This window comes from Aeromonas sp., from assembly GCF_050633025.1.
In the GTDB taxonomy this organism is placed as follows: Bacteria; Pseudomonadota; Gammaproteobacteria; order Enterobacterales; family Aeromonadaceae; genus Aeromonas.
Map to the genome: position 1 here is coordinate 1 of NZ_JBODRQ010000042.1, position 26,317 is coordinate 26,317.

The following is a 26,317-nucleotide window of genomic DNA, read 5'->3' on the forward strand; positions in this document are numbered from 1 at the left end:
CCGTGCGCGATGGCGTCAAGCTGATGCTGGAGAAGGGGGTCTCCTGCCTGCCGGTACTGGAGAATGGCGCTCTGGTCGGCATCATCAGTTGGAAAGATTTTCTGAAAGTGGCGCTGGAGAGTGACGCGCTGGATTGAGTCCAACGCTCATCGCCATCAGCTGGCAGAGAACCAACATGCAGAGAGGGGAGCCTTGGCTCCCCTCTCTGCATGTTGGCTTTACCGATAATGCTGGTTTGCGCGCTGTCGGCATCATCACGGCTCGGGCTGCCCTGCGACAAGGCAGGAGGGGCCGCTGCCGGAGAGGTGCGGCTGCAAATGGGTGCGGATCTCATGCAGGGTTCGTTGGTACTGTTGGGCATGTTGAGCCTGAAAGGCGGGGCTGTGCTTGAGGCGCCGCTCCAGGGTATCGACCAGCAGCGCCACCCTGGGAGCGGCCATACCCGCAGGCCAGCAGTGTTGCAGCAGCTCCAGCAGTTGCCAGGCATCGCCCGGCAGGGCGGGGAACTCCTCCAGCAGCTGCAAGCCCGCTTGCAGGGCTGTTTGATACTGGTTGGCCTGCATCGCCTTGTGGCGTAGCTGGCGCAGTTCGCTCAGTCTCTGCTCTCTCGCCGTCAGGCGCTGGCCCAGCTCGGTCACCAGATGGTGGAACAGCTGGCGAGTGAGCGGGTGGGGCGCCACCCTGACGCGGTATTGGGTCAGCTGGGTCAGGTAACGCTGGGCGTGGTGGGGCAGGCCGCAGAACTGGCTGACCGCAAAGCCGAGCAGCAGGGTGAGGTGGTTATTGCTCCCCTCATCCGGCTGGTGGTGGGCAATCAGGATCAGCGCATCGTCGAAGCGGTAATCCAGCCCCAGCATCAACGCCTGCAGCAGCTCATGTTCGTGGGGTTGCAGGTGGACGGTGCGCTTGAGGTGCTCCCACTCCTGTTGCAGGGAGCGGATCCGGTTGCTGGAGGGGGCGTGCCACAGCACCGCCAGACTGGCATTGAGCATGAAGCTGTCGATGGCGAGCCGGACGCGCAGCTCGCTGAAGTGGCACAGGGTCAGGCTGTTGGCCTGCTCCAGCACCTTCTCCTCATCTTGCAGGATCAGCCCGAGCAACATCGCCAGCTGATGCCAGCGTGGCTGATGGGGGCGGATCCGCAGCAGCTCTCCCATGGTCTCCCAGGCCGCCAACCAGTGATGCTGATGCAGCTGGCTGGCGAGTTGCAGCTCCAGCCGGGTGGCCATCGAGACGCTGGCCTGATGGCGCTGCAAGTCGGTCTGGGCGCTTTGCAATTTGCCGAGCCCCAGCATGGCGTAGAAGAGCCCGGCCCTTGGCCAGCTCGCCTGATATTCGTTGGCACAGAGGGCATAGTGCTGGGCGGCGGTGATCCGCTCGGCTGATTGCAGCAGCAGATAGCCCTTGAGCCGATCCAGCCAGGGGGTCAGCGAACGATTCTCCCGTTGAAACAGCAGGTCTTCACAGAGGGCGGTAGCCAGTTGCCACTCCCGCAGCAGAATGGGGGCGGCCAGCGTGCGGGTCAGGTTGCTTAACTCCACCAGCTGGCCGAGCACCGCGGTGAGCTGCTGGGTCATGAAGGGAAGAGCCAGATAGAGGGAGAAGTAGAGATCCGAGGGGAGAAACTCCTGCTCGCTCTGATCGGCATCGAGCAGCAGCAATACGCAACCGGGTTGCAGCAGGCCGAGATAGTGCGCTTCGTGCAGCAGCCGGGCTCCGTCAAGATCCTGCTGCTTGTCCTGCTGACAGATGATGGCGTCGAAGGCGTGCTGTTGCAGCAGGGCCAGCAGGCCGCTGCGCTCGTGGTTTGGATGGCTGTGGTAGTGGATCCGGTCGGCGGGCACCCCCTGTTCGGTCAGTTCCCGGGTGATGGCGCTACGGAGCAGGGGATCCTCTTCGAGCAGCAGTATCGTCATGCAGGTACTTCCTGTGAGCAAACCATTAGGTTGATTATGGTAGACCCAAGAGGAACATAGGCACAGCACTCGCTGAGTGAAAAGCTGACAGTAGCCAGCAGGGTGCTGGAGGCGCACTATGAGCTGTTATTTCAATCGGTTATGCCATCTCTCAGGGCGGCAACCTGTTATTGCCGAGGGCGGGCCTTTGCCCCGAAGAGGCAGTCGCTCTGACGGATCAGCCGTGAGCCCTTGCCCTGTTCCCCCAGCCAGCTTAATTCCAGTTTGCCGAGGCGGCCCAGATGGCGCAGTTCGAACTCGTAGCGCTGGCAGAGGTTGTCCTGGGGCAGGCTCGCCATCCCCGCTGGCAGTCGGTATTGATAGCGCAGGAGTGGCCCATCCTCCAGTTTGCTGGCCACCGGCACCAGCCCCTCTGGTGTGGGCTGCGGCGCCCCGAGTGCGCGGCGCAAACTGAGCGGTGCATCGATCGCCTTTTGATAGTGCAGGCCGTTCATCGCCGCCAGCTCCTCTTCCAGCCGTTGCAACTCCCCTTCCAGTCCATTGAGCGCGGCCCCCAGCTGCTGGTGGGTCGTTGACGAGGCGCAGCCACCCAACAACAGGGTGGCAAGCAGCAGGGCGGCTCTGATGGGGGGCACGGCATCTCCTTGGCTATGACGATGAAGCGTGAAGGTCAGGTCGGTTGGCCTGACTATAGCAGGGGATTGCTGGGGGGCGTCCCCTGCAGCAGTTGCGCCAGACGGGCCAGCCCTTCGCCGACCCGGGCGTCGGTGGCGGGTTGGCTCAGGCTCAGGCGCACCCCCTGCGGAGCGGCAAACTGACCGGCGGCGAAGTGTTCCCCGCTCGCCACGCCGACGTCAAGGGCATCGGCGGCAGCGGCAAACTGCTGGCTGCGCCAGGGCTCAGGCAGCGGCAGCCAGGCGTGCATGCTGCCCGGCTGCCAGCGAGCGGCAGGCAGCAGGTGGCGCAGCAGTTCGCCACGGCGTTTGAGGATCTCCCGCTGCTGCTCGACCAGCGGCATGATCTGGCGCTGACTGACCATTTTGCAGGCAAGCTCGATCAGCAGCGGGCTCACCATCCAGCTCGACAGCCGCATGGTCTGGGCGAAGGCGCTGCGCAGGGCAGGGGGCGTCAGCACGAAGCCCACCCGCAGACCGCCGCAGGCGATCTTGGCCAGACTGCCCAGATAGATGACCCGCTCCGGCGCCAGATTGACCAGAGGGATCACCGGTTGCTGGGGCAACAGGCCGTTGACGTCATCCTCGATGATCAGCAGATCGTGGTGACGGGCGATGGCGACGATGGCCTCCCGCCGCGCCAGACTCATGATGGCGGTGGTGGGGTTTTGCAGGGTCGGCGTGAGGTAGAGCAGCTTGGCACGGCGGGTGCGGCAGGCGGCGTCCAGCGCCTCGGGCAGCAGCCCTTCCTCATCCATCGCCAGCCCCACCACCTGATTCTTCAGCTGGCGAGCGTTACCCAGCATACCGGGGTAGCTCAGCCCCTCGCACAGGATGGTCTCCCCCACGCAGCCGGTCGCCAGCAGCGCCAGCATGATGCCGTGCTGGGCGCCGTGGCTGAACAGCAGGCGATCCTCACTGCAGGCCACTCCTTGCTCCGCCAGCCAGTTGACGAACTGCTGGCGCTGATCCGGTCGTCCCGCCTCCTTGTCGTAGCCGAGCAGGGCGTTGAGATCCCCGTCCGCCACTTCTCCCAGCATGGGGCGAATGATGGCCGCCCGATCCAGCTGTACCGGCAGGTTTTGCCACAGCTCGATGCGGTGCCCCTCCTCCTGGCGGATCACCCACTCATTGGCGGGATCCGTGTTCGCTCCCTTGACCCAGGTGCCGTGCCCCACCCGGGCGGCCAGCAGGCCGCGCCGCTCCGCCTCGCTGTAGGCGCGGGTGACGGTGCCGACGGTGACACCCAGACGATCCGCCAGGGATCTGTGGGTAGGCAATCGGGTCTGCGCTGGCAGCTCGCCATTCGTGATCCCCTGTTCGATCGCTTTGACCAGCTTGAGGTAGAGGGGGCCATCGAAGACCGCAAGGTCGGGTGTCCAGATTGTCATGGTGACAATAAATCCATTGATCCAAATTTGTTGTCAATATAGCGTGAATTTCAACCTGATAACAATCAAATAGCACACATTGTATCGATACAATGTGGCGGATAAGGAGTCACAATATGACGATGGAGTGGTATGTCACCCTGTTCGGTTTTGCCGTACTCACCTGCGGTACGCCTGGGCCCAACAACCTGATGCTGACGGCCTCCGGTGCCAACTTCGGGGTGCGCCGCACCCTGCCACATCTGCTCGGGGTGGGGCTGGGGCAGCCGGTGTTGCAACTGGTGCTGGCGCTGGGGCTCTATCCGCTGTTCGAGCGCTGGCCCTTGCTGCGGCTCGGTTTGCAGATCTTCGGCAGCCTCTATCTGCTCTGGCTGGCCTGGCGCATCGCGGTGGCTGGCGCGCCGGGAGATCCGGCCCGACGCGCCCGTCCGCTAACCATGCTGGAGGGGCTGGGCTTTCAGTTCCTCAACCCCAAGGCGTGGATGATGGGGATCTCCGCCATCAGTCTGTTCAGCCTGCCCGGCGCCGGTTACTGGCCGAGTCAGCTGGCGGTGATGGTCATGTTTGTGCTGGTGGCCCTGCCGGTCTGCTTTGTCTGGGTACTGTTCGGCCATCAGCTGAGCAACTGGATCAGCTCGGATCGGGGCTGGCGGCGACTCAACGGATCCCTTGGCCTGCTGACGGCGCTCTGTGTGGTGATGCTCTGGTATTGAGCCGTGTTGCGCGGATGGGCGAGGGGCCGAGAAAGCGCCATTTCTGACTTGTCGCCAAGGGGTTGGCTCTGCATATTGGAAGGCTTTCCCCATAACGGGGGCGTTGTATCGACAAGAGGTTGAGATGGATCTGAACTGGTTACTGCCCCTGGCGGGGTTTGCTCTGGTTACCTGCGGCACGCCGGGGCCCAACAATATGTTGCTCACCAGCGCCGGGGCGGCGCAGGGGTTTCGCCGCACGATTCCCCTGCTGGTGGGGGTGGTGGGGGGGATCAATCTGATGATCCTCGCTACTGCGCTGGGGCTTGGCGTGATGTTCGAGAAGGTGCCGCTGCTGCACGACGGCCTCAAGATTATCGGCTCGGCGTATCTGCTCTGGCTGGCGTGGAAGGTGGCGACCGCCAGTGGCCCGGCCGAGGGTAACCGGCCGCTCATCCCCGCCCATCAGGGGGCCATGTTGCAACTGCTCAACCCCAAGGCGTGGATGATGGCGCTCTCCGCCATCAGCGGTTTCACCCTGGCGGGGGAGGCTTACTGGCCCTCCGCGCTCTGGGTGCTGGTGATCTTCTTTATTACCGGCCTCTACACCGGGGCGTTCTGGGTGCTTTTTGGTGCCCAGGTGCGGCAAATCATTCGCACCGCCCGGGGCTGGCGGCGTTTCAATCGAACCATGGGGCTGGCGACGGCCGCCTGTGTCGGGATGATCTGGATTTAGCCCGAGGTTGACCCGGGCCTTTACCGGCTGTCTTGTTGGCCCTGCGGGGCCTTTTATCTCGTCCGCGTGGCCTTGCCTGCAAGGTGGCGTGGTTTTGTCCTCCCTTGGGATGAAAGGAGTTCCTATGAAATGTATCGGTCTGCTGGGCGGCATGAGCTGGGAGTCCACCATCAGTTACTATCAGGCGCTCAACCGCGGGGTGCGCGCACAGCTCGGCGGTTTGCACTCGGCGCGGGTGCTGCTCAATAGCGTCGACTTTGCCGGTATCGAGCGGCTGCAGCATGCCGGTGACTGGCCCGCTACCGCCCGCCTGCTGGCGGCGGAGGCGCGCAAGTTGCAGGATGGCGGCGCCGATTTCTTGCTGATCGGCACCAACACCATGCACAAGGTTGCGCCCGAGATTGAGGCCGCCATCGACATCCCGCTACTCCATATCGCCGATGCCACCGCTCATCAGCTGCAAGCGGACGGGATCCAAAGAGTCGGCCTGCTCGGCACCCGCTTCACCATGGAGCAGGATTTCTACAAGGAGCGGTTGCAGGATAAGTTCGGGCTGGAAGTGCTGGTGCCTGATGCGGCGCAGCGGGAGCGGGTGCATCGCATCATCTATGACGAGCTTTGCCTGGGCGACATTCGCGACGCGTCGCGGGCCGAGTATCTGGCCATCATCAGGGCGCTGGCCGACGCAGGAGCCCAGGTGGTGATCCTCGGCTGCACCGAGATAGCCTTGCTGGTGGGGGAGGCCGAGGCCGCGGTGCCGCTCTATGACACCACCGCGATCCACGCCGAGGCTGCAGTGAGCTTGGCGCTGTCTTGATGGCAAGCTGGTGGGGCTGATCGTGGAGGATGTCCGGGTTGCGGTGCCGCTCTAGGACGCAGCAATCGCCATCCACGCCGAGGCGGCAGTCACTCTGGCGTTGTCTTGACGACTTGGGGCTCTGCTGGCAAGCGGATAAGCCAGAAATTGTCCGACCGCCGGCTCGGCAGGGCTTGACCTTGCCGCAGGGTTGCTGCTTAGCAGGGTTGCTGCTTAGACTGAAGGTCCGCTTTGGCCAACGAGGAACGACTCATGCTGCGTCGCGATTTTCTCAAGTTTTCCACCGCCGTCGGTATCGCCAGCGCCCTGCCCTGGTGGGGGCGGGCGGTTGTCGCCGAGCGCCCAGCCTTGCCTATTCCTGCGCTGCTGGAGGCGGACGCCAGCGGCGTGTTTCAGCTCAGGGCCCAGCCGGGCCAGATGCAGTGGCGACGCCAGCCGACCCATAGCTGGGGCTACAACGGCAACCTGCTCGGCCCCACTCTGCGTGCCCGCCAGGGGCAGGCGGTGCGGATCCGGGTCGCCAACCAGCTGGCGGAGACCACTACGGTGCACTGGCACGGGCTGGAGGTGCCCGGCACCGCCGATGGCGGCCCGCAGGCCAGCATCCCTGCCGGCAAAGAGTGGCAGGCGGCGTTTCGCATCGAGCAGCCGGCGGCCACCTGCTGGTATCACCCCCACACCCATGGACAGACCGGCCATCAGGTGGCCATGGGGCTGGCCGGGCTCTTCATCCTCGACGACGAGGAGAGCCTGCGGCTGCCGCTGCCCCAGCGCTGGGGCGTGGACGACATCCCGCTGGTGCTGCAGGACAAGCGGCTCGATGGGCGGGATCAGGTGGACTACCAGCTGGATGTGATGAGCGCGGCGGTCGGCTGGTTCGGCGATCTGATGTTGACCAACGGCGCCGCCTATCCGACCCACGACGCTCCCCGCGGCTGGCTGCGGTTGCGGCTGCTCAACGGCTGCAATGCCCGCTCCCTCAAGCTGGCGACCAGTGACGACCGTCCCTTGTATGTGATCGGCAGCGATGGCGGCCTGCTGGCGGAGCCGGTGGCGCTGAGCGAGCTGGCGTTGCTGCCGGGGGAGCGCTTCGAGGTGATGGTGGATGCCCGCAATGGCAAGGCGTTCGACCTGCTCACCCTGCCGGTACGCCAGATGGGGATGACCCTAGTGCCGTTCGATGCGGCCCTGCCGCTGCTGCGGATCCGGCCCTTCCTTATCGAGGGCAAGGGGCGCCTGCCGGACAGCCTGACCCGGCTGCCCGCGCTGCCTGCCACTCAAGGCCTGCCGAGCCGCACCCTGACCCTGTCGATGGATCCCGAGCTGGACCGGCAGGGGATGCAGGCGCTGATGAGCCGCTACGGCCATGGTGCCATGGCGGGCATGAGCATGGCCCATGGCGATACGGGCACCATGGCCGGGATGAAGATGGACGGGCAGGGCGACGGGATGGCCGGGATGTCGATGGCGGGGATGGATCATGGCGACATGGCCACGGCGGTGGGTGAGATGCAGCACGACACCATGGCCGGGATGCAGGAGGACAAGGGCAGTGTCAGGCCGCTGGATCTGCACGGCGGCAACCGCATCAACGGTCAGGCCTTCGCCATGAATGACCCGAAGTTTGCGGTCAAGCGCGGCCGCACCGAGCGCTGGATCATCTCGGGGGAGGGGGACATGATGCTGCACCCCTTCCATATTCACGGCACCCGCTTCCGGATCCTGAGCGAAAACGGTCAGCCGGTGGCCCCTCATCGCGTCGGCTGGAAGGATATCGTCAAGGTGGAGGGTGGGCGCAGCGAAGTGCTAGTGCGCTTTGATCACACGGCGCCGAAGGAGCGTGCCTACATGGCTCACTGCCATCTGCTGGAGCATGAAGACACCGGCATGATGCTCTCGTTCACGGTGGAAGAGTGAAATAATGGCCCGTTCGGGGCCATTATTTTTTACTGGTCAGATCTCACTATCTGGCTGCGCCGCATACCCCTCGGCATAAAAGCGTGTAAAATTGCGCCCTGAATTTTCCCCGGCCAACGCGGGTTGGCTGCGGTTTCCTAGCATGCAAGGCTGACATTGTGACTGAAGTAGATAGATTCGCGGATATTCGCCCCTACCGCGATGAAGAAGTGCCGGCAGCCATCGAACGGCTGATCCAGGATGATGAATTTATCGGCGCCATCGCCAAGTATCGTTTCGGTTCCCTGATGAGCTGGCTGGGTTGGGCCATCCGCCCGATGATCCGCCTGTTCCTGCGCCGCAAGTGGTCAAAAGTGACCACAGTGCATCAGGTGCAGGTCGGGGTGACCAACTACATGGCCCGGATGATCGCCACCTCTACCAGGGGGGTGACCTTCTCCGGGATCGAGCATCTGAAGAAAGAGCAGGGTTACCTGTTTGTCTCCAACCACAGGGACATCGCCATGGATCCGGCGTTTGTCAATTGGGGTCTCTACACCCACGGTTTTGACACGGTCCGTATCGCCATCGGCGACAACCTGCTGCGCAAACCCTGCGCCACCGAGCTGATGAAGCTCAACAAGAGCTTTATCGTCAAGCGATCCGCCAAGGGGCCACGGGAGATGATGAAGGTGCTGGGTGAGCTGTCGGCCTATATCGGCCACTCGGTCCACGAAGGTCACTCCATCTGGATCGCTCAGAAAGAGGGGCGTGCCAAAGATGGGGATGACAAGACGGATCCCGCCATCCTCAAGATGTTCTACGTCGACGGCAAGAAGCAGAAGATCGACTTCGTCGACTACATGCGCAGCCTCAATATCGTGCCGGTCAGCATCAGCTACGAGCTGGACCCCACCGACAAGGCGAAGGCGCGCGAGCTCTACGAGAAGTCGGTCAACGGCTGCTACGAGAAGGGCGAGTTCGAGGATATCGAGAGCATAGTGGCCGGTATTGTCGGCATGAAGGGGCGGGTGCACGTCTCCTTCGGTGCCCCCATCACCGAGGGCTTCAACGATCCGGATGAGTTGGCCGCGCTGATCGACAAGGCGATCTGGAGCAGTTATCGCCTCTTCCCTAGCAACTATCTGGCGGCCGATGTGGCTGGCAAGGCTAATACCATCGAGCAGGCAGCCTTCCTGACCCGTCAGTCAGAGGTGCCACAAGAGCACAAGGCGATCTGGCGTGCCATGTACGCCAAACCGGTGGAGAATGCCCAAAAGGGGTGACTGATACTGGTTGTAACGCAGTTTGAGGAAAAAAACGGGCGCTGATGCGCCCGTTTTTGCGTCTGGTCAAAGCCGGTGGAAAAAGGGTGGTGAATAATATGGTTTCAGCTGGTACGATCACTGTAAAAATGGGATTATGCCTCTTGGCAAGGTGCTGACGAGTATGTAACAGTGCCCATATAGCTGAATATGAGCAAAAGCTCTAAACCGGTTTGCGCGGATGGCTGCCGGCATTATTGAAGGACCTGTCACAGGTCCTTTTTCATTGGTTGGCAAAGATGCCGCCCAGATATACCTAACAGGAAACAGACGCCATGATCACCGGTAGCCTGAACACCCTGCAGCGGACGCCGCTGCCCGCCCCGCTGGCCCGCATCATGGCCGAGGTGGTGAAGAGCGTGGCTCACTGGGGTGACGCTCCGCTCGGCAAGACCGAGATCGATGGCCTCAAGCTGTTCTGTCTGGTGAGCGAGGATTTGACCGAGCCAGCCGCGGATCGCCGTGGCGAATTCCATCAGCAGTATCTCGATATCCAGTTGCTGCTGCGCGGTGAAGAGTGGATTGGTGTGGGCCCCCACGACTACGTGAGCGACGGCGCCGACCATCCCCATCCCGACCTCTGGTTTGTCGATGACGAGCAGACCAGCTATCTGGCGCTGCAACCGGGCGATTTCGCCATCTTCTGGCCGGGCGAGCTGCACCGCCCGCTCTGTACCTTCAACCAGCCCACCAAGGTGAAGAAGCTGGTGGTCAAGGTACACCAGGCGCTGCTGGCCAACTGCTGAGCGTTATTTGTGATGACCAGCTTCTCGTGAGAATAGCCCCGGACGAAACAAGTTCCGGGTTGTCACGCAGGGATACGAGTGTTCCGGACCTTCTGCTCGGCACTCCAGAATTGAAAAATTGGGCGCACTTTCCTGCGACCATAAGCCCCCGGCAGGGGAATCCCATCCTTTTTTGGATGACACGACACTGTCGGCATAAAGCCGAAGCACAGGAAGATGTAGAAAATGAGCAAGTTGGTATTAATCCTTAACTGCGGTAGCTCTTCCCTGAAATTTGCCGTAATGGACGCCGAAACAGGTGAGGACATGCTGTCCGGCCTGGCCGAATGCTTCAATCTGGATGATGCTCGTATCAAATGGAAACTCCACGGGGTCAAGGGCGAAGCCACACTGGGCGCAGGTGCCGCTCACCAGGAGGCCCTTGACCATATCGTGGGTCACATCTTGCCGCAGGATCCGTCTCTGGCCGGGCAACTGGTGGCCATCGGCCATCGCATCGTACACGGTGGCGAGCAGTTTTCCCGTTCTGTTCGCATCGATGACAGCGTGATCGCCGGTATCGAAGCCGCTATCCCGTTCGCCCCGTTGCACAACCCGGCCCACCTGATCGGTATTCGCGCAGCGCTCAAGGTGTTCCCGCAGCTGTCCGAGAAGAACGTGGCCGTCTTCGACACCGCCTTCCACCAGACCCTGCCGCAGGAGGCCTACCTCTACGCGCTGCCTTACAAGCTTTACAGCGAGCACGGTATCCGTCGTTACGGTGCCCATGGCACCTCCCACCGCTTCATTGCGGAAGAGGCAGCCAAAGAGCTGGGCAAGCCGCTGAACGAACTGAACATCATCAACTGCCACCTGGGCAACGGTGCCTCTGTCTGTGCCATCAAGAACGGCGAATCTGTTGACACCTCAATGGGTCTGACTCCGCTGGAAGGTCTGGCGATGGGGACCCGCTCCGGTGATATCGATCCGGCTGTGGTCTTCTTCATGCATGACCAGCTCGGTTACCGCGTGGAGCAGATCAACCACACCCTGACCCGTGAATCCGGTTTGCTGGGAATGACCGAAGCGAGCAGCGACTGCCGCTATGCCACCTCCAACTACGCCACAGACGCTGGTGCCAAGCGTGCGCTGGATGTCTTCACTTACCGCGTGGCCAAGTATGTCGGAGCCTATGCCGCTGCGATGGACGGTCGCCTGGACGCCTTGGTCTTCACCGGTGGTATCGGTGAGAACGCCGCCATGGTGCGCGAGATGGTGCTGGCGCGTCTGGCCCTGTTCGGTTTCAAAGTGGACAAAGAGGCGAACAACGCTGCCGTGCTGGGAGGTGAAGGCCGCATCACTACCGCTGACAGCCGTTGCGCCTTGGTGATCCCGACCAACGAAGAGCTGGTTATCGCCCGCGATGCCCTGAGTCTGGTCAGCTAAGTTCACCTTGCTTTGCCACAACGCCCGGCCTGTGCCGGGCGTTGTCGTTTCTGATACTGGCCGACCAGGTGTTAGGGTAAGGGAGCAACTCTGACCGCCACCGCCTGGAAGCCGAGCTGGTTGGCTGAATACTGGTGAGCATCCTGACGATTGCCCTGTTGCTCGGCAAGTCACCGCTGTTCCTGTGCTGAACGGTCCGGGTGCCCTGATCAGTGCTGCTGATGTTCAGGGGCCCGATCCTCCGGTTTGGGGTCATATGCCCCCCCTTGCGATGATTTGCCGCCGGGAAGTTACTGCTTTCGCAGTGATCATGGCCCGGGCCGATTACACAGAGCTCAAGGATAATATTTTCGACCATATTTTTACCACTATTAAGCAATTTCATCTGCGATTGCATCAATCATCCACAGACTACGAGATGCGAGCTTGGTAACGGGGATAGACAGGGGGGGCGGACGGGTCTTGAGTGCTGAAAAATCCGCATATTAATCATCAATCTATCGCCACTTGTCAGTTGAAATTTGCCGTGCAGAGGAGAAGAATGGCGGCCTTCTCTTCGCGCCCCTGATCCCCTCTTGATCAGCTGCCAGCCCAGAGACGTCACTTCAAGTCATCATCATGGGAAAGTTATGAAGCTCCTTCGCAATAGTGTGGCAACACTCTGCTACAGCCTGCTGCTGACCGCTGCGCCGGTTTTCGCTGTTGAATATGCTCTGCCTGCGGCCAACAGCCGTCTGGTAGGGGAAAATCTGGAATATGTGGTTCCGGCCGAAGAGAACGGCCAGCCGCTTGAGGCCATTGCGGCCAAATTCCAGCTGGGGCTCACCAACATGACCGAAGCCAACCCCGATGCGGATCCCCTGCTGGTACAGACCGGCGAGAAGCTGGTGATCCCCCGGCAGCTGATCCTGCCGGATGCGCCGCGGGAAGGAATGGTGCTCAACGTCGCCGAGATGCGTCTCTACTACTACCCCAAGGGTAAAAAAGTGGTGGAAGTGCTGCCCATCGGCATCGGCCAGCTCGGCACCGACACCCCGGAGAACTGGGTGACCAGTGTGCAGCGCAAGAAAGCGGGCCCGACCTGGACCCCGACCGCCAAGATGCATGCTGAATATGCCGCCCGTGGTGAGAGCCTGCCTGCGGTATGGCCGGCCGGCCCGGACAACCCCATGGGTCTGTTTGCTCTCTACATCGGCAAGATGTACGCCATTCACGGCACCAACGCCAACTTCGGCATCGGCCTGCGGGTGAGCCACGGTTGCGTGCGTCTGCGCAACGACGACATCGCCTACCTGTTCAAGCAGGTACCGGTCGGTACTCGTGTCCAGTTCGTCAACCAGCCGATCAAGGCCTCTCTCGAACCCAACGGCGTTCGCTATCTGGAAGTACATCAGCCGCTGTCGCGCAGTCAGGCGGAGTTCAACTCCAGCCTGCCAGCGCCACTGCCGATGACCCCGGCGGTGACCCGCTTCATTGCCCACGCCGACAGCGACTCCCAACTGGTGAAGCAGGCGCTGGAGCAACGCAACGGCATGCCGATGGCGATCAACCGCTAAGGGTAAATCCCCGTCATGACAAAGGGCGAACAGCATGCTGTTCGCCCTTTTTGTTTCTGCTGCGTTAACTCAGCTTCGCAGCAGATTTGCTTGCAGTTCGCTGCCGAGCTGATCGAGCAGCTGATAGCGCGCCTTGTAGCTGGCTCGCTTGCGGGAGGGGATCTCCTCCTGCGTCTTGCGGGGCACTTCCAGTGGCAGGCTCATCCAGAGTTCATCCTGCACGCAGCCCTGATGCTCCTGCCACAAGCCGTCGAGATCGAACTTGACCCGATCGGCAGTGCGCTTGCTGCTCTGATAGACGTGGCTTTGGGTGCGGATCCCGAGCAGGCTCTTGCACGCCAATCCCCGGGCCAGCTCGGCGGCCATATAGACCAGCAGGGACATGGGGCGCAGCCCGCCGCACGCCTTGGTAACCAGCTTGATCTCCTCGCTCTGCCCCTTGCCGCCCTGCAGCGAACAGATCTCGAGGGTCGGGTTCGGCGCGGGGCGCAGATTGAGAGCCATGTAATAGAGGGCCGCTTCACCCAGCTTGAGGATCAGGCTCATCTCCCCCTCTTTGCCCATGTGGGTTTGGTAATCCAGTTGCAGGGTGAGGGGGGCCGTCAGCTTGTCGCTTTGCCACTGGGCCAGCAGCAGGCCGCGCCCGCTGTAGATCGCCAGTTGTTGCGCCTTGGGCAGTTGACGTGCCAGCTGCTGGTAGTGGCCGCTGATAAGCCCTGCTCGCAGACGCTTGCGGAGCCCCTTGTGGCGATAGGGGTGGAGCGGCTTTTCCAGAATATCGGGGAAGCGGCTGATCGCCTGCGCCAGCAGCGGTTGCTCCTGCTGCTGGCGATAGAGGGTGCGGGCGCCGGGATTGAGCCAGAGACGCCCCACATACTTGGCCCGTCTGATGAGATGACCCGACTCTTCTGCCGGATAAAGGCGGCGGGCGAGGGAGCGCAGGTGTGACAGATGAGATGACATGGTGCCGACCTCTGGCTGGTGTGATGAGACAGGGCGGGGAGTGTAAGAGCGGGGCGCAGGCTTGTAAAAAATGGATAGTAACAAAATGTGAAAACATAACGCTCAGTAGCGGCTGGCGCTGCGATATGGCTGCCACTGTCACGGCAGGAAATCTGGCACTATCCTCTTGATACGGCAGATGATTTGATGCGAAAAGGTTTTTGTTGTGTTTTGTGTTTGTTAAAAGCAGTTGAGCTGGCGCGAACGGCTGATTAAGCTAGGCCGGTTTTTTAGGGATGAGCCCGTCACCAGAGCGGGCAGAAAATGACACAAAACGGAGTTTTGCATGACAGCTAGCACACCCATGTTAATCACCTTCCTGGTGTATATCCTCGGAATGGTACTGATCGGCTTCGTCGCCTATCGCGCCACCCGCAACTTTGATGACTACATTCTGGGCGGCCGCCGGATGGGGAGCTGGGTCACAGCCCTCTCCGCCGGTGCTTCCGACATGAGCGGCTGGTTGCTGATGGGGCTGCCCGGCGCCATCTTTATCAGCGGCATCTCCGAGAGCTGGATCGCCATCGGCCTGGTGATAGGCGCCTACCTCAACTGGCGCTGGGTAGCGGGTCGCCTGCGGGTACATACCGAGAAGAACCGCAACGCCCTGACCCTGCCGGACTACTTCACCTACCGCTTTGAAGATCACAGCAAGGTGCTGCGCATTCTCTCTGCGCTGGTGATCCTGCTCTTCTTCACCATCTACTGCGCCTCCGGCGTGGTGGCCGGTGCCCGCCTGTTCGAGAGCACCTTCGGCATGGATTACAACACCGCCCTCTGGGTCGGTGCGGCCGCGACTATCACCTATACCTTCTTTGGCGGTTTCCTCGCGGTGAGCTGGACCGACACGGTGCAGGCGACCCTGATGATCTTCGCCCTGATCCTGACCCCGGTCTTCGTCATCATCGCCGTGGGCGGGGTGGACAGCGCCATGATCGAAGTGGCCGCCAAGAGCGCCACCAACCTCGACATGTTCAAGAATCTGGATGTGATCGCCATTGTCTCGCTGATGGCCTGGGGCCTTGGTTACTTCGGTCAGCCCCATATTCTGGCCCGTTTCATGGCGGCGGATTCCCACCACTCCATGGCCAATGCCCGCCGTATCAGCATGACCTGGATGGTGTTCTGCCTCGCAGGCGCGGTGGCCATCGGCTTCTTCGGGCTGGCCTACTTCGCCCGCTTCCCGGAAGTGGCGGCTGGGGTGACCGGCAACCCGGAGCGGGTCTTTATCGAGCTCTCCAAGATCCTGTTCAACCCCTGGATCGCCGGGGTGCTGCTCTCGGCTATTCTGGCGGCGGTAATGAGCACGCTAAGTTGTCAATTACTGGTCTGCTCCAGCGCCATCACAGAGGATCTCTACAAGCCCTTCCTGCGCAAGAACGCCTCCCAGCGTGAGCTGGTGTGGGTGGGTCGCCTGATGGTGCTGCTGATCGCGGTGATTGCCATCGCCGTTGCCATGAATCCGGAAAACCGGGTGCTGGGGCTGGTGAGCTACGCCTGGGCCGGTTTCGGTGCCGCCTTTGGCCCCGTGGTGCTGCTCTCCGTGCTCTGGCCGCGGATGACCCGCAACGGCGCGCTGGCCGGCATGCTGGCCGGTGCTATCACCGTCATCGTCTGGAAGCAGTTCGGCTGGCTGGGGCTGTATGAGATCATCCCGGGCTTCCTGTTCGCGCTGCTGGCCATTGTGGTGGGCAGTCTGCTGGGCGAAGCGCCCTCAAAAGCGATGCTGGAGCGTTTCCGCGATGCCGAGGAGGAGTACAACACTCCGGCCGAGAGCGCGGGAGAGCCGGTCGCGGTGAACTGATCCCCCTTACCGCTTTCTGATTGAGAGCCCCGCCCCCGGACAAGGAGCGCCCTGGTTGGCCATCCTTGCACCGGTTTGGCGGGGCTTTGTGCTATCTGATTCACTCTTGGGCACTTTTTTATGTTCGAGCTGTGCTTACCTTGGGTTCGCTTTCTTTTGTCTTGGCACCGAATATGGGACACTAGGCCGCCTGAAGGAGACCTAGTGCATGCGGCTATTCACCCTGATCCTGATCCTCCTGCTGGGGGGACTGCAATATGACCTTTGGCTGGGGAAGAACGGTCTATCCGATTATCAGAACCTGTCGGAGGCCATCTCGCAGCAACAGCGGGACAACCAGACTCTCAAGGATCGTAACGACCTCATTTACCGCGAGATAGATGATCTCACCTCTGGCCTCGAGGCCATCGAGGAGTTGTCGCGCAACGATCTGGGTTACATCAAGCAGGGGGAGACCTTCTACCGGATCATCCCCAAAGAGAAAGACAAAGAGACAGCGCCGGACGATGAGCCCTACGATGACTGATGCCAGCCGGGTATCCGGCCTGACGGCGATCGTCCCTGCCGCCGGTATCGGCAGCCGAATGGGGGCTGATTGCCCCAAGCAGTACCTGCAACTGGCGGGTAAAACCATTCTCGAACATACCCTGGAGCGGCTGCTCTCCCACCCGGCCATCGCCCAGGTGATCGTGGCGCTGGCGCCCCATGACCGCTGGTTCGAGGCCCTGCCCGTGGCGGCCGACCCGCGCATTGTGCGGGTAGAGGGAGGCGCCGAGCGCGCCTTTTCCGTCCTCAATGGTCTCCATGTGGCACAAGGGGAGTGGGTGCTGGTGCACGATGCGGCCCGCCCCTGCCTGACTCACGGCGATCTCGATGCGCTGATTGCTGCGGCCATGAACTGCGGCGGCGCCATTCTCGGCAGTCGGGTGCGCGATACCATGAAACGCTCCGATGGGGAGGGCAATATCATCGCCACCGTCGAGCGCGAGCAGCTCTGGCATGCCCTGACGCCGCAGATGTTCCCGACCCGTACCCTGAAACGGGCGCTGGAAGAGGGACTGTTGCTGGGCGCCACCATCACCGACGAGGCCTCCGCCATGGAGCGGGCCGGATTCACGGTACGGATGGTGGAGGGGCGCGCCGACAATATCAAAGTGACCCGGCCGGAAGACTTGTCGCTGGCGGGGCTGTTTTTAAGCCAGCAGGCATAAGCCCCTCAGTCAGAACAGACCGTTCAGAGCAGAGTGTCTCGAACAAACAGGCCCGAACAAGGAGTTAGTATGATCCGGATTGGACATGGTGTGGACGTACACAAAATAGATGTGGGAGGTTGCCGCTGATGATGCGCATTGGTCATGGTTTTGATGTACACAAGTTTGGTGGTGTTGGCCCCTGCATGCTGGGTGGCGTGCCGGTTCCCTACGAGCAGGGGCTGGTTGCCCACTCTGACGGCGATGTGGTGCTGCATGCGGTAAGCGATGCCCTGCTGGGGGCTATCGGTGCCGGTGACATCGGTCGCCACTTCCCCGATACCGCTGCCGAGTTCAAGGGGATCGACAGTCGCATTCTGCTGCGTGATGTCTTTGCCCGGGTACAGAAGGCGGGGTATGCCATCGGCAACCTGGATGTGACCATCATCGCCCAAGCCCCCAAAATGGCCCCCCATATCGACGCCATGTGCGCCGTGCTGGCCGCCGATCTGCAATGTGATTTGAACCGGGTGAACGTCAAGGCGACCACCACCGAACAGCTTGGGTTTACGGGGCGCAAGGAAGGGATCGCCACCGAAGCCGTCGTCCTACTGGTGAAACAATAATGCTGGAACAACTTGCCTATCTGCACGGGGCGCCCACTGCCCGCGGTATCCTCAAGGCCGAGGCCGCCGATTTCGTTGTGAATGAAGATCTCGGCTTCGAACCCTGCGGTGAAGGGGAGCATATCTTCGTCCGGGTGCGCAAAACCGGCGAGAACACCCCCTGGGTGGCGGGTCTGCTGGCCGATGCGGCCGGGGTCAACCGCAATGCGGTGACCTGGGCGGGCCTGAAAGATCGCCACGCGGTGACCGAGCAGTGGTTCGGCATTCACCTGCCGGGCAAGGCCGAACCGGACTTGTCGGTTATCGAGAGCGACAGCATCCAGATCCTGCAAGCCAGGCGTCACAACCGCAAATTGCGGGTTGGCTACCTCAAGGGCAACCACTTCACCCTGCGTCTCACTGGTCTGGAACAAGCCGATGGGCTGGAGGCGCGCCTGCAGGCCATCGCCACTCAGGGCGTGCCCAATTACTATGGTGAGCAGCGTTTTGGCCGCGATGGCAACAACCTGGAAGCGGCCAAGGCGATGTTTGCCGGCAAGCGGATCAAGGATCGCAACAAGCGTTCCCTCTACCTCTCTGCCGCCCGCAGCATGCTGTTCAACGCCATTGTCAGCGCCCGTATCGAGCAGGGGCTGGCTCATCAGCTGCTGGCCGGTGATTGCGTGATGCTCAAGGGCAGCCACTCCATCTTCAGCGAAGAGAGCGTGACCCCCGAGCTGGAAGCGCGCCTTGCCTCCGGCGATGTGCAGCTCACCGCCCCCCAGTGGGGCCGTGGCCGCCTGGCCAGTCAGGGCGCCGCTGCCGAGTTCGAACAGGCTGTGTTGGCTCCCTATAGCGATTGGTGTGACGGGCTGGAGAAGGCCGGGCTGGATCAGGATCGCCGCCCCCTGCTGCTCAAGCCGGAGCAGATGAGCTGGCAGCTGGACGGCGAGGCGCTGACCCTCTCCTTCTTTCTGCCGGCGGGCGCGTTTGCCACCAGCGTGGTGCGCGAGTTAATGCAGGCCGAAGAGGCCGATCACGGTTTCAGGAATCAGACCGATGCGAATTCTGGTCAGTAATGATGATGGTGTGCATGCCGAGGGCATTCGTGCCCTCAGCGAGGCGCTGCGCGCCTGCGGCGAGGTCATTGTGGTGGCGCCGGATCGCAACCGCAGCGGCGCGAGTCACTCCCTGACGCTGGAGGTGCCGCTGCGGGTCACCCGCATCAGCGAAACCGGTTATCATGCGGTGAAGGGGACGCCGACCGACTGCGTGCATCTGGCGGTCAACGAGCTGGTGAGCCCTGAACCCGATATGGTGGTGGCCGGTATCAACCACGGCGCCAACCTGGGGGATGATGTCATCTACTCGGGCACGGTCGCTGCGGCCACCGAGGGGCGCCATCTTGGCTACCCCTCCATCGCCATCTCGCTGGTGGGCAAGACCCACTTCGCCACGGCGGCCCACTATGCGGCCCTGCTGGTGAAGGGGATGATGAAACACCCCCTGCCAGCCGATCAGATCCTCAACGTCAACGTGCCGGACGTGCCCCTCGAGCAGATCAAGGGGATCAAGACCACTCGCCTTGGCAATCGCCACCGGGCGGAGTCGGTGATCCGCACCGAGGATCCCCGTGGCCAGCCCATCTACTGGATCGGCCCCCCCGGTAGCCAGCAGGATGCCGGTGAAGGCACCGATTTTGCCGCCATCGAGCAGGGCTATGTCTCGATAACTCCCCTGACCATCGACATGACTGCCTATGACAGTCTCGCCGGTCTGGGGGTCTGGTTAGATCTGCAGGGATGAGGGTGTGATAGTACAGCGCCTGTTAAATCAGCTCATTGCGCAGGATATTCGCGATTTTCGTGTGCTGGCGGCCATCGCGAAAGTGCCGCGCCAGCTATTCGTGGATGAGGCCATGGCGCACAAGGCGTGGGACAATACCGCCCTGCCGATTGGCCACGGCCAGACCATTTCGCAGCCCTATATGGTGGCGCGAATGACCGAGTTGCTGATACAAAATGATCCGGCTCATGTGCTGGAGATTGGCACTGGCTCGGGCTACCAGACGGCGATCCTCGCCCATCTGGTGGAGCATGTGTATACCGTGGAGCGGATCAAGTTGCTGCAGTTCCAGGCCCGGCGCCGATTGCGCCAGCTCGATCTGCACAATGTCTCGGCCAAGCACGGCAACGGCTGGCTGGGGTGGCCTAACAAGGGGCCTTATGACGCCATTTTGGTGACGGCGGCGGCGAGCGAGATCCCGACGGCACTGACCGATCAACTGGCTGAAGGGGGCCGATTGGTGTTGCCCGTGGGTGACAGCCAGCAGACCCTGCAGCTGATCGAACGATCCGGATCCCAGCTGACCAGCCGTATTCTGGAGCCGGTGCGTTTTGTTCCCCTGATTGACGGAGATGTTGAGTGAAGTTGTTTTCCCGTTTGTACGTACTGGTGATGCAGTGGGCTCGCCACAAGCATGCCCCCTGGTATCTCTCCATCACCGCTTTCATCGAGTCGGTGTTCTGGCCGATCCCGGTGGACGTGATGCTGGCGCCGATGGCGCTAGCCAAGCCCCACAAGGCGTGGCAGTACGCCACGCTGGCCACAGTCTTTTCGGTACTGGGTGCCCTGTTTGGTTATGCCCTGGGCTATGCCTTGTGGGATCCTGTGGTGCAACCCCTTATCGTATCTGTGGGATATGAAGACAAGATCGCCATCGCTGAGCAGTGGTTTGAGCAATGGGGCATCTGGGTCATTTTCATTGCCAGCTTCACCCCTATCCCTTACAAGGTGTTTACCGTGACGGCAGGGCTGTTGCAAATGGCTCTGCTGCCCTTCATCATCACCTCCCTCATCGGTCGTGGCATGCGCTTTTTCCTGGTTGCGGGCCTGATGCGCTGGGGTGGCGAGAAGATGGAACGCAAACTGATGCACTATGTAGATGTGCTCGGTTGGCTCTGTATTGGTCTGGCCGTGGTGGCCTATTTCTGGTTTAGTCGTTAAGGATCCATTATGCGTTCGCGTATTTGGCAAGGAAGCAGTGTCGTGGTGTTGTCATGGCTGCTGCTTGCCTGCTCCTCCAGTAAAAATGCAGCTCCGGTAGATGGTGTTGATGAGGGGCAGTTTGTCTCGACCATTCCGGCTCGCCAAAGCGGTGCCCAGGTCAGCGCCCCCGTTCAGGGCGGTAGCTATGTGGTGAAGCGGGGCGATACCCTCTACTCCATCGCCTTCAACTCCGGTAACGATGTGCCGTCGCTGGCCAGCCTCAACAATATCAGCCCGCCTTATAACATCTATCCGGGGCAGCGTTTGCGACTCGATGGCTCCAGCGCCAGCGTTGGCAGCAGCCGCAGCACGGGCACCTATGAAGTGCGCCGCGGCGATACCCTGAGTAGCATCGGCCGCCAGTTTGGCATGACGCCGCAGGCGCTGGCCCAGAGCAACAACCTGAGCGCCCCCTATGCGCTGCAACCGGGTCAGGTGCTCAACGTCCAGACAGTGGGTGGTGGTTCGACCCAGATGGCGGGTGAGACTCGTGCGTCAACCATGACGCCGGTGGCGGTGAGCCGTCCAAGCAGCGGCCCGCGTCCGTTGGCCGCGCCGAGTGGATCAGGTCAGACCACGCCGTTCATCTCTCAAAAATCCGTTGCTCCGGCAGCACCGAAGGAATACGCTCAGGTCAAAGAACAAAAAACAAACAACTCCCAGTCGAGACTTGCTTGGCACTGGCCCGCAAAAGGCCGGATTGTCGAGGGTTTCTCTGTTGCAGAACAGGGTAACAAGGGGATCGACATAGCCGGCCAGAAGGGGCAACCCGTCTACGCCGCCAGCAGCGGTAAAGTGGTATACGCTGGCAGTGCTTTAAGGGGGTACGGCAAGCTGATTATCCTCAAGCATGATGATGACTATCTCTCCGCTTACGCACACAACGACGAGTTGCGGGTGAAGGAGGGGGACAGCGTCAAGGGGGGCTCGGTCATTGCCAACATGGGTAGCACGGACGCGCCGGATGTGCGATTGCATTTCGAGATCCGGTATAGAGGCAAGTCGATCAATCCGATGAGCTATTTGCCAAAGCGTTAACCCCAGAGAGACCGTCTTACTCTGGTAACGTCAGGGAGACACACCATGAGCCAAGAACAACTGGTAATGCAGGATGCAGAGTTAGAGTTTGACGCTGAACCCGAATCTCACGAGGTAGACGAGTTGCAGGAGGTTTCCGCCGAGGTGGAAGAGAGTTCCTCCGATGAGTTGCTGGCACCGGAACTGAACAAGGTGATGGATGCCACGCAACTCTATCTGGGGGAGATAGGTTTCTCCCCGCTGCTCACTGCCGAAGAGGAAGTCTATTACGCCCGTCGTGCCTTGCGGGGTGACAAAGCCGCCCGCAAGCGCATGATCGAGTCCAACCTGCGACTGGTGGTGAAAATCGCCCGTCGTTACAACAACCGCGGCCTGGTGCTGCTGGATCTTATCGAAGAGGGCAACCTCGGTCTTATCCGTGCGGTCGAGAAGTTCGACCCCGAGCGCGGCTTCCGTTTCTCTACCTATGCCACCTGGTGGATCCGCCAGACCATAGAGCGGGCCATCATGAACCAGACCCGCACCATCCGTCTGCCCATTCATGTGGTCAAGGAGTTAAACGTTTACCTGCGCACCGCGCGCGAACTCTCTCACCGTCTCGATCATGAACCGACCGCCGAGGATATCGCCTTCGCGCTGGATCGTTCGGTGGACGATGTGAACCGCATGCTCAAGCTCAACGAGAAGATCACTTCGGTGGACACCCCCATCGGCGGCGATCGCGACAAGGCGCTGCTGGATGTGCTCTCCGACGAGCGCGGCATGGGGCCTGAGTTGGAGTCTCAGGAAGATGATATGCGTAGCAGCATCGTGCACTGGCTGGAGGAGCTCAACCCCAAGCAGCGGGAAGTGCTGGCCCGTCGTTTCGGTCTGCTGGGTTACGAGCCTGCCACCCTGGAAGATGTGGGAGCCGAAATTGGCCTGACCCGCGAGCGGGTGCGCCAGATCCAGGTGGAGGGGCTGCGCCGTCTGCGGGAGATCCTGCTGAGCCAGGGGCTCTCCATCGAGGCGCTATTTCGTACCAATTAAGCATCCGCACCAATTAAGTCCGCACCAACGAAATGCGGCATCAGCCAGATAGCACGAGGGGAGCAACAGCTCCCCTCGTTTTTTATTGCCTGTCGTCTGGCGATGGCTTCGTGGTTATACCAGCTCAGCCAGCATGGTATCGGCGTAGGGCACCAGCGATTCGCCATTTTTCACCTTGGCAAGATAGTCCGGGTTGGCGATAAGCGGACGACCGATGGCCACCAGATCGAAGCGGTTGGCCTCGATGGCTGCGGCGGCGCGCTCGGCGTCGTAGTTGCCCACCCCGACCAGATTGCCCTTGTAGTGGGCGCGCAGATAGTCGGAGGCGCGGCCACCCAGATAATCGAAGGTGAGGTTGTCATCAAAGATGCCGAGGTGGATATAGGCCAGTGGGCGATCGTTGAGCTTGCCCAGCAGGTAGTCGAACACGGCGCGATCTTCCGGGCTGCCCGCCAGATGGACATAGGCACCCGGAGAGAGACGAATACCAACCCGATCACCGCCGATGCGGGCGCTGATGGCATCGACCACTTCCAGCGCGAAGCGGCTCATCTTTTCCGGGCTGCCACCGTAGTTGTCGCTGCGCAGGTTGGTGGAGTGGTGCAGGAACTGGTCGATCAGGTAGCCGTTGGCACCGTGGATCTCCACCCCGTCAAAGCCCGCCTCGATGGCGTTGGCAGCGGCCTGGGCGTAATCCAGCACCAGCTGGCCGATGTCGGCTTCGGTCAGGGCGCGCGGCACCTGATAGGTCAGCTCGCGCATGCGGGGCACTGTGCCTTCGTGCGCGACGGCAGAGGGGGCCAGCACTTCAGCCTGATGGAAGAAGGGGTGGGAGAGGCGACCGACGTGCCACAGCTGGGCGAAAATTTTGCCTCCCTTGGCGTGCACGGCGCTGGTCACTCTCTTCCAGCCATCGATCTGCGCCTGGGTGAAGAGGCCAGGGGTATTGGGGTAGCCCTGCGCATCGGGGCGGATGATGACGGCCTCGGAAACAATCAGGCCGATGTCGGCGCGGCGGCCGTAATAGGCAGCCATCTGCTCGGTCGGCACCAGACCTGGGCCTGCCATGCAGCGGGTGAGCGGGGCCATCATGAAACGGTTGGCCAGGGTCAGAGTGTCATTGAGTCGATACGGCTGAAACAGGGTATTCATGATAGGTTGTCCTGAACGGGTTATTTTTGAACGTGCATTCAAGACGTTTTTTACGTCGAGCGCAAGCTTTTTTGAATGCGCATTCAAGAAGGTTGGCCCGAGCGGGCGGCTGGGGTAAACTTGCCGCCCTTTCCAGCCACTCTTTATCGGCGGGCCCTGTTGCCCCTTGCCGGTGAACCTTTTCCCACGGGAGGAACCATGCGCATAGCCGAGTTTGATCGGGACGAGGTACTGCGAAATGCCATGGAAGCGTTTCGCGCCAAGGGATATGCCAAGACCACCATGCAGGAGCTGGTGGCCGCCACCGGCCTGCACCCGGGCAGCATTTACGGCGCCTTTGGCAACAAGCGCGGTCTGCTGCTGGCAGCGGTGGATCATTATGTCGAGGGCAAACGCACCCTGCGCCGCTCCCTGCTCGACAACCCGAGCCCGCTGGCGGGCCTTGCTGCCTATCTCGACCGGATTGTGGGGGAGGCGCTCTGCGGCTCCTGTCTGGTGACTCGCACCATGATGGAGCTGAGCGAGCAGGATGAGGAGCTGACCCAGCGGGTCAAGGGGATCTATGGCGAGCTGGAGCAGGATCTGGCCGAGTTGCTGACACAGGCGCAGGCCAAGGGCGAGCTGGCCCCGGATAGCAATATCCACACCCTCACCGCCCTGCTGCTGATCAACCTGCAAGGGTTGGTCACCTTCGCCCAGTGCCGCCCCGATCGCCCCCTGCTCGACGACGTAGTCGCCCAGCTGATGCGGGCCCTGCGGGCGTAATTCAGGTTTCCCCTTCTCCGCTTTTGTTGTGTAAATTGAGGGGGGAAGGGGTCAATCAGATTGGTGTAATGAGAGCAGGATAAAATCCAGCACGAGCATGAGCGGGCCCATGATGTGCCCGCTCTGTTCCCGCCATTTTCAGAAAGGAGTCTGGATCATGGATGCCCCTTCCCGTTTTGCTCGTCGCCTCGGCCTGCGTTACCCGCTGATCCAGGCTCCCATGGCAGGTGTGCAGGATCACCGATTGGCCATCGCCGCTTGTCAGGCAGGCCTGCTGGGCTCCTTGCCGGCGGCCATGCTCGGCAGCGAGCAGTTATCCGCCCAGCTGCAGGCGATGCGAGCTGCGACCGATGCTCCCTTCAACGTCAACTTCTTCTGCCATCGGCAGGAGGAGCCAGATCCTGATCAGCAGATGCGCTGGCAACAGGCGCTCTCTCCCTACTATGCCGAGTTTGACATCAGCATGGCGGCAGCAACGGCTGCCGCAGCCAGGGCTCCAACCAGGGCCCCGTTCAACGCGCAACATGCCGAGCTGCTGACCGGGTTCAGGCCGGCGGTGGTCAGCTTCCACTTTGGTTTGCCTGCCCCCGATCTGCTTGCCAGTGTGAAGGCGAGCGGCGCCTATGTGCTGGCAAGCGCCACCACGGTGGCCGAGGCGCAGTGGCTTGCTCACCAAGGCGCCGATGCGGTGATTGCGCAGGGGCTGGAAGCGGGCGGTCATCGCGGCCATTTCCTCTCTGATGATCTCGCGCTGCAGCAGAGCACCTTTACCTTGCTGCCACAGATCCTCGCCGCGATCGACCTGCCGGTGATCGCCGCCGGTGGCATCGTCGATGGCAAGGGGATTGCCAACGCGCTGGCGCTGGGGGCGAGCGCCGTGCAGATGGGCACCGCCTTTCTCCGCTGCCATGAGGCGATGACCTCGCCGCTGCATCGTGCGGCGCTTCACTCATCTCGAGGCGAGCATACGGCGCTGACCAATCTGTTCAGCGGCCGCCCCGCTCGCGGCATCAGCAACCGGTTGATGCGGGAGCTGGGCCCGCTCTCGGATCTAGCGCCTTGCTTCCCTTATGCCAGTGGCGCCCTGGCTCTGTTGCGTGCTACGGCGGAGTCCCGGGGGGATAGCGGGTTCTCTCCGCTCTGGGCTGGGCAGGATCTCTCCGGTTGTCGTGAGCTGCCCCTCCGCGAGCTGGCGGCGGAGTGGATAAAGGAAGCCGGGCTGGTGTGATTGCCTCTATACAAGAGGTTAAGAGAGCAAGCAGGAGAGATGCATGGTTGGCGAATTGCGTGCTCAGCCACCAGATAAGCGCTTTGTTATGGCCGCGAACAATCCGGATTTCACGCCATTCTGTGGATAAGTCTGTGTAAAGCTTGTTGGTTGATATGAATAACCAATAAAGTGCAGTTTTTTGCGATTTTATTGCCTTTCAGCCCTTGCCAATGTGATCAATCTCTCTATAATGCGCCTCCATCGACAGGGCAAGCGGCAACGCAAACCACCTCGTCGATA

26 protein-coding genes are annotated in these 26,317 nt (G+C 61.5%); 21 read left to right on the top strand and 5 right to left on the bottom strand.

Annotated elements, in window-relative coordinates:
* Positions 1 to 137, top strand: a 137-nt coding sequence (locus ACRAUW_RS07985) for a CBS domain-containing protein (RefSeq protein ID WP_431361874.1), incomplete at its 5' end; no start/stop codon positions are given.
* A 117-nt stretch (positions 138 to 254) separates the two neighbouring features.
* Here the strand turns inward: ACRAUW_RS07985 and ACRAUW_RS07990 are convergent.
* The 3 genes from ACRAUW_RS07990 to ACRAUW_RS08000 form a co-directional block, all read right to left on the bottom strand.
* A complete protein-coding gene (locus tag ACRAUW_RS07990; RefSeq protein ID WP_431361853.1) occupies positions 255 to 1,916 on the bottom strand; it encodes a hypothetical protein in 1,662 nt (553 codons plus the stop codon).
* A 167-nt stretch (positions 1,917 to 2,083) separates the two neighbouring features.
* Entirely contained in the window at positions 2,084 to 2,551 is a 468-nt protein-coding gene (locus ACRAUW_RS07995) for a hypothetical protein (RefSeq protein ID WP_431361854.1), read from the bottom strand.
* A 53-nt stretch (positions 2,552 to 2,604) separates the two neighbouring features.
* Positions 2,605 to 3,981 (bottom strand): PLP-dependent aminotransferase family protein, encoded by a 1,377-nt coding sequence (locus ACRAUW_RS08000; protein ID WP_431361855.1) that lies wholly within the window; start codon positions 3,979 to 3,981, stop codon positions 2,605 to 2,607.
* Between the two features lie 116 nt (positions 3,982 to 4,097).
* Here ACRAUW_RS08000 and ACRAUW_RS08005 point away from each other — a divergent pair, with 116 nt between their 5' ends.
* From ACRAUW_RS08005 to ACRAUW_RS08040, 8 genes are all read left to right on the top strand, one after another.
* Complete coding sequence (locus tag ACRAUW_RS08005) at positions 4,098 to 4,694, top strand: LysE family translocator (protein ID WP_431361856.1); 597 nt, start codon at positions 4,098 to 4,100, stop codon at positions 4,692 to 4,694.
* A 124-nt stretch (positions 4,695 to 4,818) separates the two neighbouring features.
* Positions 4,819 to 5,409: a LysE family translocator gene (locus ACRAUW_RS08010; RefSeq protein WP_431361857.1), complete on the top strand. Its 591-nt coding sequence runs from the start codon at positions 4,819 to 4,821 to the stop codon at positions 5,407 to 5,409.
* Between the two features lie 124 nt (positions 5,410 to 5,533).
* Positions 5,534 to 6,226, top strand: coding sequence for an aspartate/glutamate racemase family protein (locus tag ACRAUW_RS08015; protein WP_431361858.1), 693 nt, complete (start codon positions 5,534 to 5,536; stop codon positions 6,224 to 6,226).
* 252 nt (positions 6,227 to 6,478) lie between these two features.
* Positions 6,479 to 8,143: a multicopper oxidase CueO gene (gene cueO, locus ACRAUW_RS08020; RefSeq protein WP_431361859.1), complete on the top strand. Its 1,665-nt coding sequence runs from the start codon at positions 6,479 to 6,481 to the stop codon at positions 8,141 to 8,143.
* Between the two features lie 158 nt (positions 8,144 to 8,301).
* The gene (locus tag ACRAUW_RS08025) at positions 8,302 to 9,408 is read left to right on the top strand and encodes a 1-acyl-sn-glycerol-3-phosphate acyltransferase (RefSeq protein WP_431361860.1); all 1,107 of its coding nucleotides are present in this window, start codon (positions 8,302 to 8,304) and stop codon (positions 9,406 to 9,408) included.
* 314 nt (positions 9,409 to 9,722) lie between these two features.
* Positions 9,723 to 10,193 (top strand): YhcH/YjgK/YiaL family protein, encoded by a 471-nt coding sequence (locus ACRAUW_RS08030; protein ID WP_431361861.1) that lies wholly within the window; start codon positions 9,723 to 9,725, stop codon positions 10,191 to 10,193.
* A 225-nt stretch (positions 10,194 to 10,418) separates the two neighbouring features.
* Complete coding sequence (locus ACRAUW_RS08035) at positions 10,419 to 11,618, top strand: acetate kinase (RefSeq protein WP_431361862.1); 1,200 nt, start codon at positions 10,419 to 10,421, stop codon at positions 11,616 to 11,618.
* A 629-nt stretch (positions 11,619 to 12,247) separates the two neighbouring features.
* Entirely contained in the window at positions 12,248 to 13,174 is a 927-nt protein-coding gene (locus ACRAUW_RS08040; protein WP_431361863.1) for a L,D-transpeptidase family protein, read from the top strand.
* 69 nt (positions 13,175 to 13,243) lie between these two features.
* Here ACRAUW_RS08040 and ACRAUW_RS08045 read toward each other — a convergent pair whose 3' ends face one another.
* The gene (locus ACRAUW_RS08045) at positions 13,244 to 14,137 is read right to left on the bottom strand and encodes a VirK/YbjX family protein (protein ID WP_431361864.1); all 894 of its coding nucleotides are present in this window, start codon (positions 14,135 to 14,137) and stop codon (positions 13,244 to 13,246) included.
* A gap of 325 nt (positions 14,138 to 14,462) precedes the next feature.
* On the opposite strand from ACRAUW_RS08045, the gene putP reads away from it, so the two are divergent.
* From putP to rpoS, 10 genes are all read left to right on the top strand, one after another.
* Complete coding sequence (gene putP / locus ACRAUW_RS08050; protein WP_431361865.1) at positions 14,463 to 15,980, top strand: sodium/proline symporter PutP; 1,518 nt, start codon at positions 14,463 to 14,465, stop codon at positions 15,978 to 15,980.
* Between the two features lie 208 nt (positions 15,981 to 16,188).
* Positions 16,189 to 16,506 carry a cell division protein FtsB gene (ftsB, locus tag ACRAUW_RS08055; protein ID WP_005335520.1) on the top strand — a complete coding sequence of 106 codons (318 nt, stop codon included), beginning with the start codon at positions 16,189 to 16,191 and terminating at the stop codon, positions 16,504 to 16,506.
* Positions 16,499 to 17,191 carry a 2-C-methyl-D-erythritol 4-phosphate cytidylyltransferase gene (gene ispD, locus ACRAUW_RS08060; RefSeq protein ID WP_127006147.1) on the top strand — a complete coding sequence of 231 codons (693 nt, stop codon included), beginning with the start codon at positions 16,499 to 16,501 and terminating at the stop codon, positions 17,189 to 17,191. The genes ftsB and ispD overlap by 8 nt, the downstream gene beginning before the upstream one ends.
* A 128-nt stretch (positions 17,192 to 17,319) precedes the next feature.
* Positions 17,320 to 17,796, top strand: coding sequence for a 2-C-methyl-D-erythritol 2,4-cyclodiphosphate synthase (ispF, locus tag ACRAUW_RS08065; protein WP_005335518.1), 477 nt, complete (start codon positions 17,320 to 17,322; stop codon positions 17,794 to 17,796).
* The gene (truD, locus tag ACRAUW_RS08070; protein WP_431361866.1) at positions 17,796 to 18,854 is read left to right on the top strand and encodes a tRNA pseudouridine(13) synthase TruD; all 1,059 of its coding nucleotides are present in this window, start codon (positions 17,796 to 17,798) and stop codon (positions 18,852 to 18,854) included. Before ispF ends, truD begins: the two co-directional genes overlap by 1 nt.
* Positions 18,835 to 19,581: a 5'/3'-nucleotidase SurE gene (gene surE, locus ACRAUW_RS08075; protein WP_431361867.1), complete on the top strand. Its 747-nt coding sequence runs from the start codon at positions 18,835 to 18,837 to the stop codon at positions 19,579 to 19,581. The genes truD and surE overlap by 20 nt, the downstream gene beginning before the upstream one ends.
* Positions 19,582 to 19,585: 4 nt before the next feature.
* Positions 19,586 to 20,203, top strand: a complete 618-nt coding sequence (locus ACRAUW_RS08080; RefSeq protein ID WP_431361868.1) for a protein-L-isoaspartate(D-aspartate) O-methyltransferase — start codon at positions 19,586 to 19,588, stop codon at positions 20,201 to 20,203.
* Complete coding sequence (locus tag ACRAUW_RS08085; RefSeq protein WP_431361869.1) at positions 20,200 to 20,781, top strand: YqaA family protein; 582 nt, start codon at positions 20,200 to 20,202, stop codon at positions 20,779 to 20,781. Before ACRAUW_RS08080 ends, ACRAUW_RS08085 begins: the two co-directional genes overlap by 4 nt.
* Before the next feature lie 9 nt (positions 20,782 to 20,790).
* Complete coding sequence (locus tag ACRAUW_RS08090; protein WP_431361870.1) at positions 20,791 to 21,861, top strand: LysM peptidoglycan-binding domain-containing protein; 1,071 nt, start codon at positions 20,791 to 20,793, stop codon at positions 21,859 to 21,861.
* 45 nt (positions 21,862 to 21,906) lie between these two features.
* On the top strand, positions 21,907 to 22,890 hold the full coding sequence (rpoS, locus tag ACRAUW_RS08095; protein ID WP_431361871.1) for an RNA polymerase sigma factor RpoS: 984 nt from the start codon (positions 21,907 to 21,909) through the stop codon (positions 22,888 to 22,890).
* A 114-nt stretch (positions 22,891 to 23,004) separates the two neighbouring features.
* Here the strand turns inward: rpoS and ACRAUW_RS08100 are convergent, their stop codons facing one another.
* A complete protein-coding gene (locus tag ACRAUW_RS08100) occupies positions 23,005 to 24,042 on the bottom strand; it encodes an alkene reductase (RefSeq protein WP_431361872.1) in 1,038 nt (345 codons plus the stop codon).
* 198 nt (positions 24,043 to 24,240) lie between these two features.
* Here ACRAUW_RS08100 and ACRAUW_RS08105 point away from each other — a divergent pair, with 198 nt between their 5' ends.
* Both ACRAUW_RS08105 and ACRAUW_RS08110 read left to right on the top strand, forming a co-directional pair.
* Entirely contained in the window at positions 24,241 to 24,807 is a 567-nt protein-coding gene (locus ACRAUW_RS08105) for a TetR/AcrR family transcriptional regulator (RefSeq protein ID WP_005335495.1), read from the top strand.
* Between the two features lie 157 nt (positions 24,808 to 24,964).
* Positions 24,965 to 26,035 (top strand): NAD(P)H-dependent flavin oxidoreductase, encoded by a 1,071-nt coding sequence (locus ACRAUW_RS08110; RefSeq protein ID WP_431361873.1) that lies wholly within the window; start codon positions 24,965 to 24,967, stop codon positions 26,033 to 26,035.
* Positions 26,036 to 26,317 lie beyond the last annotated feature (282 nt).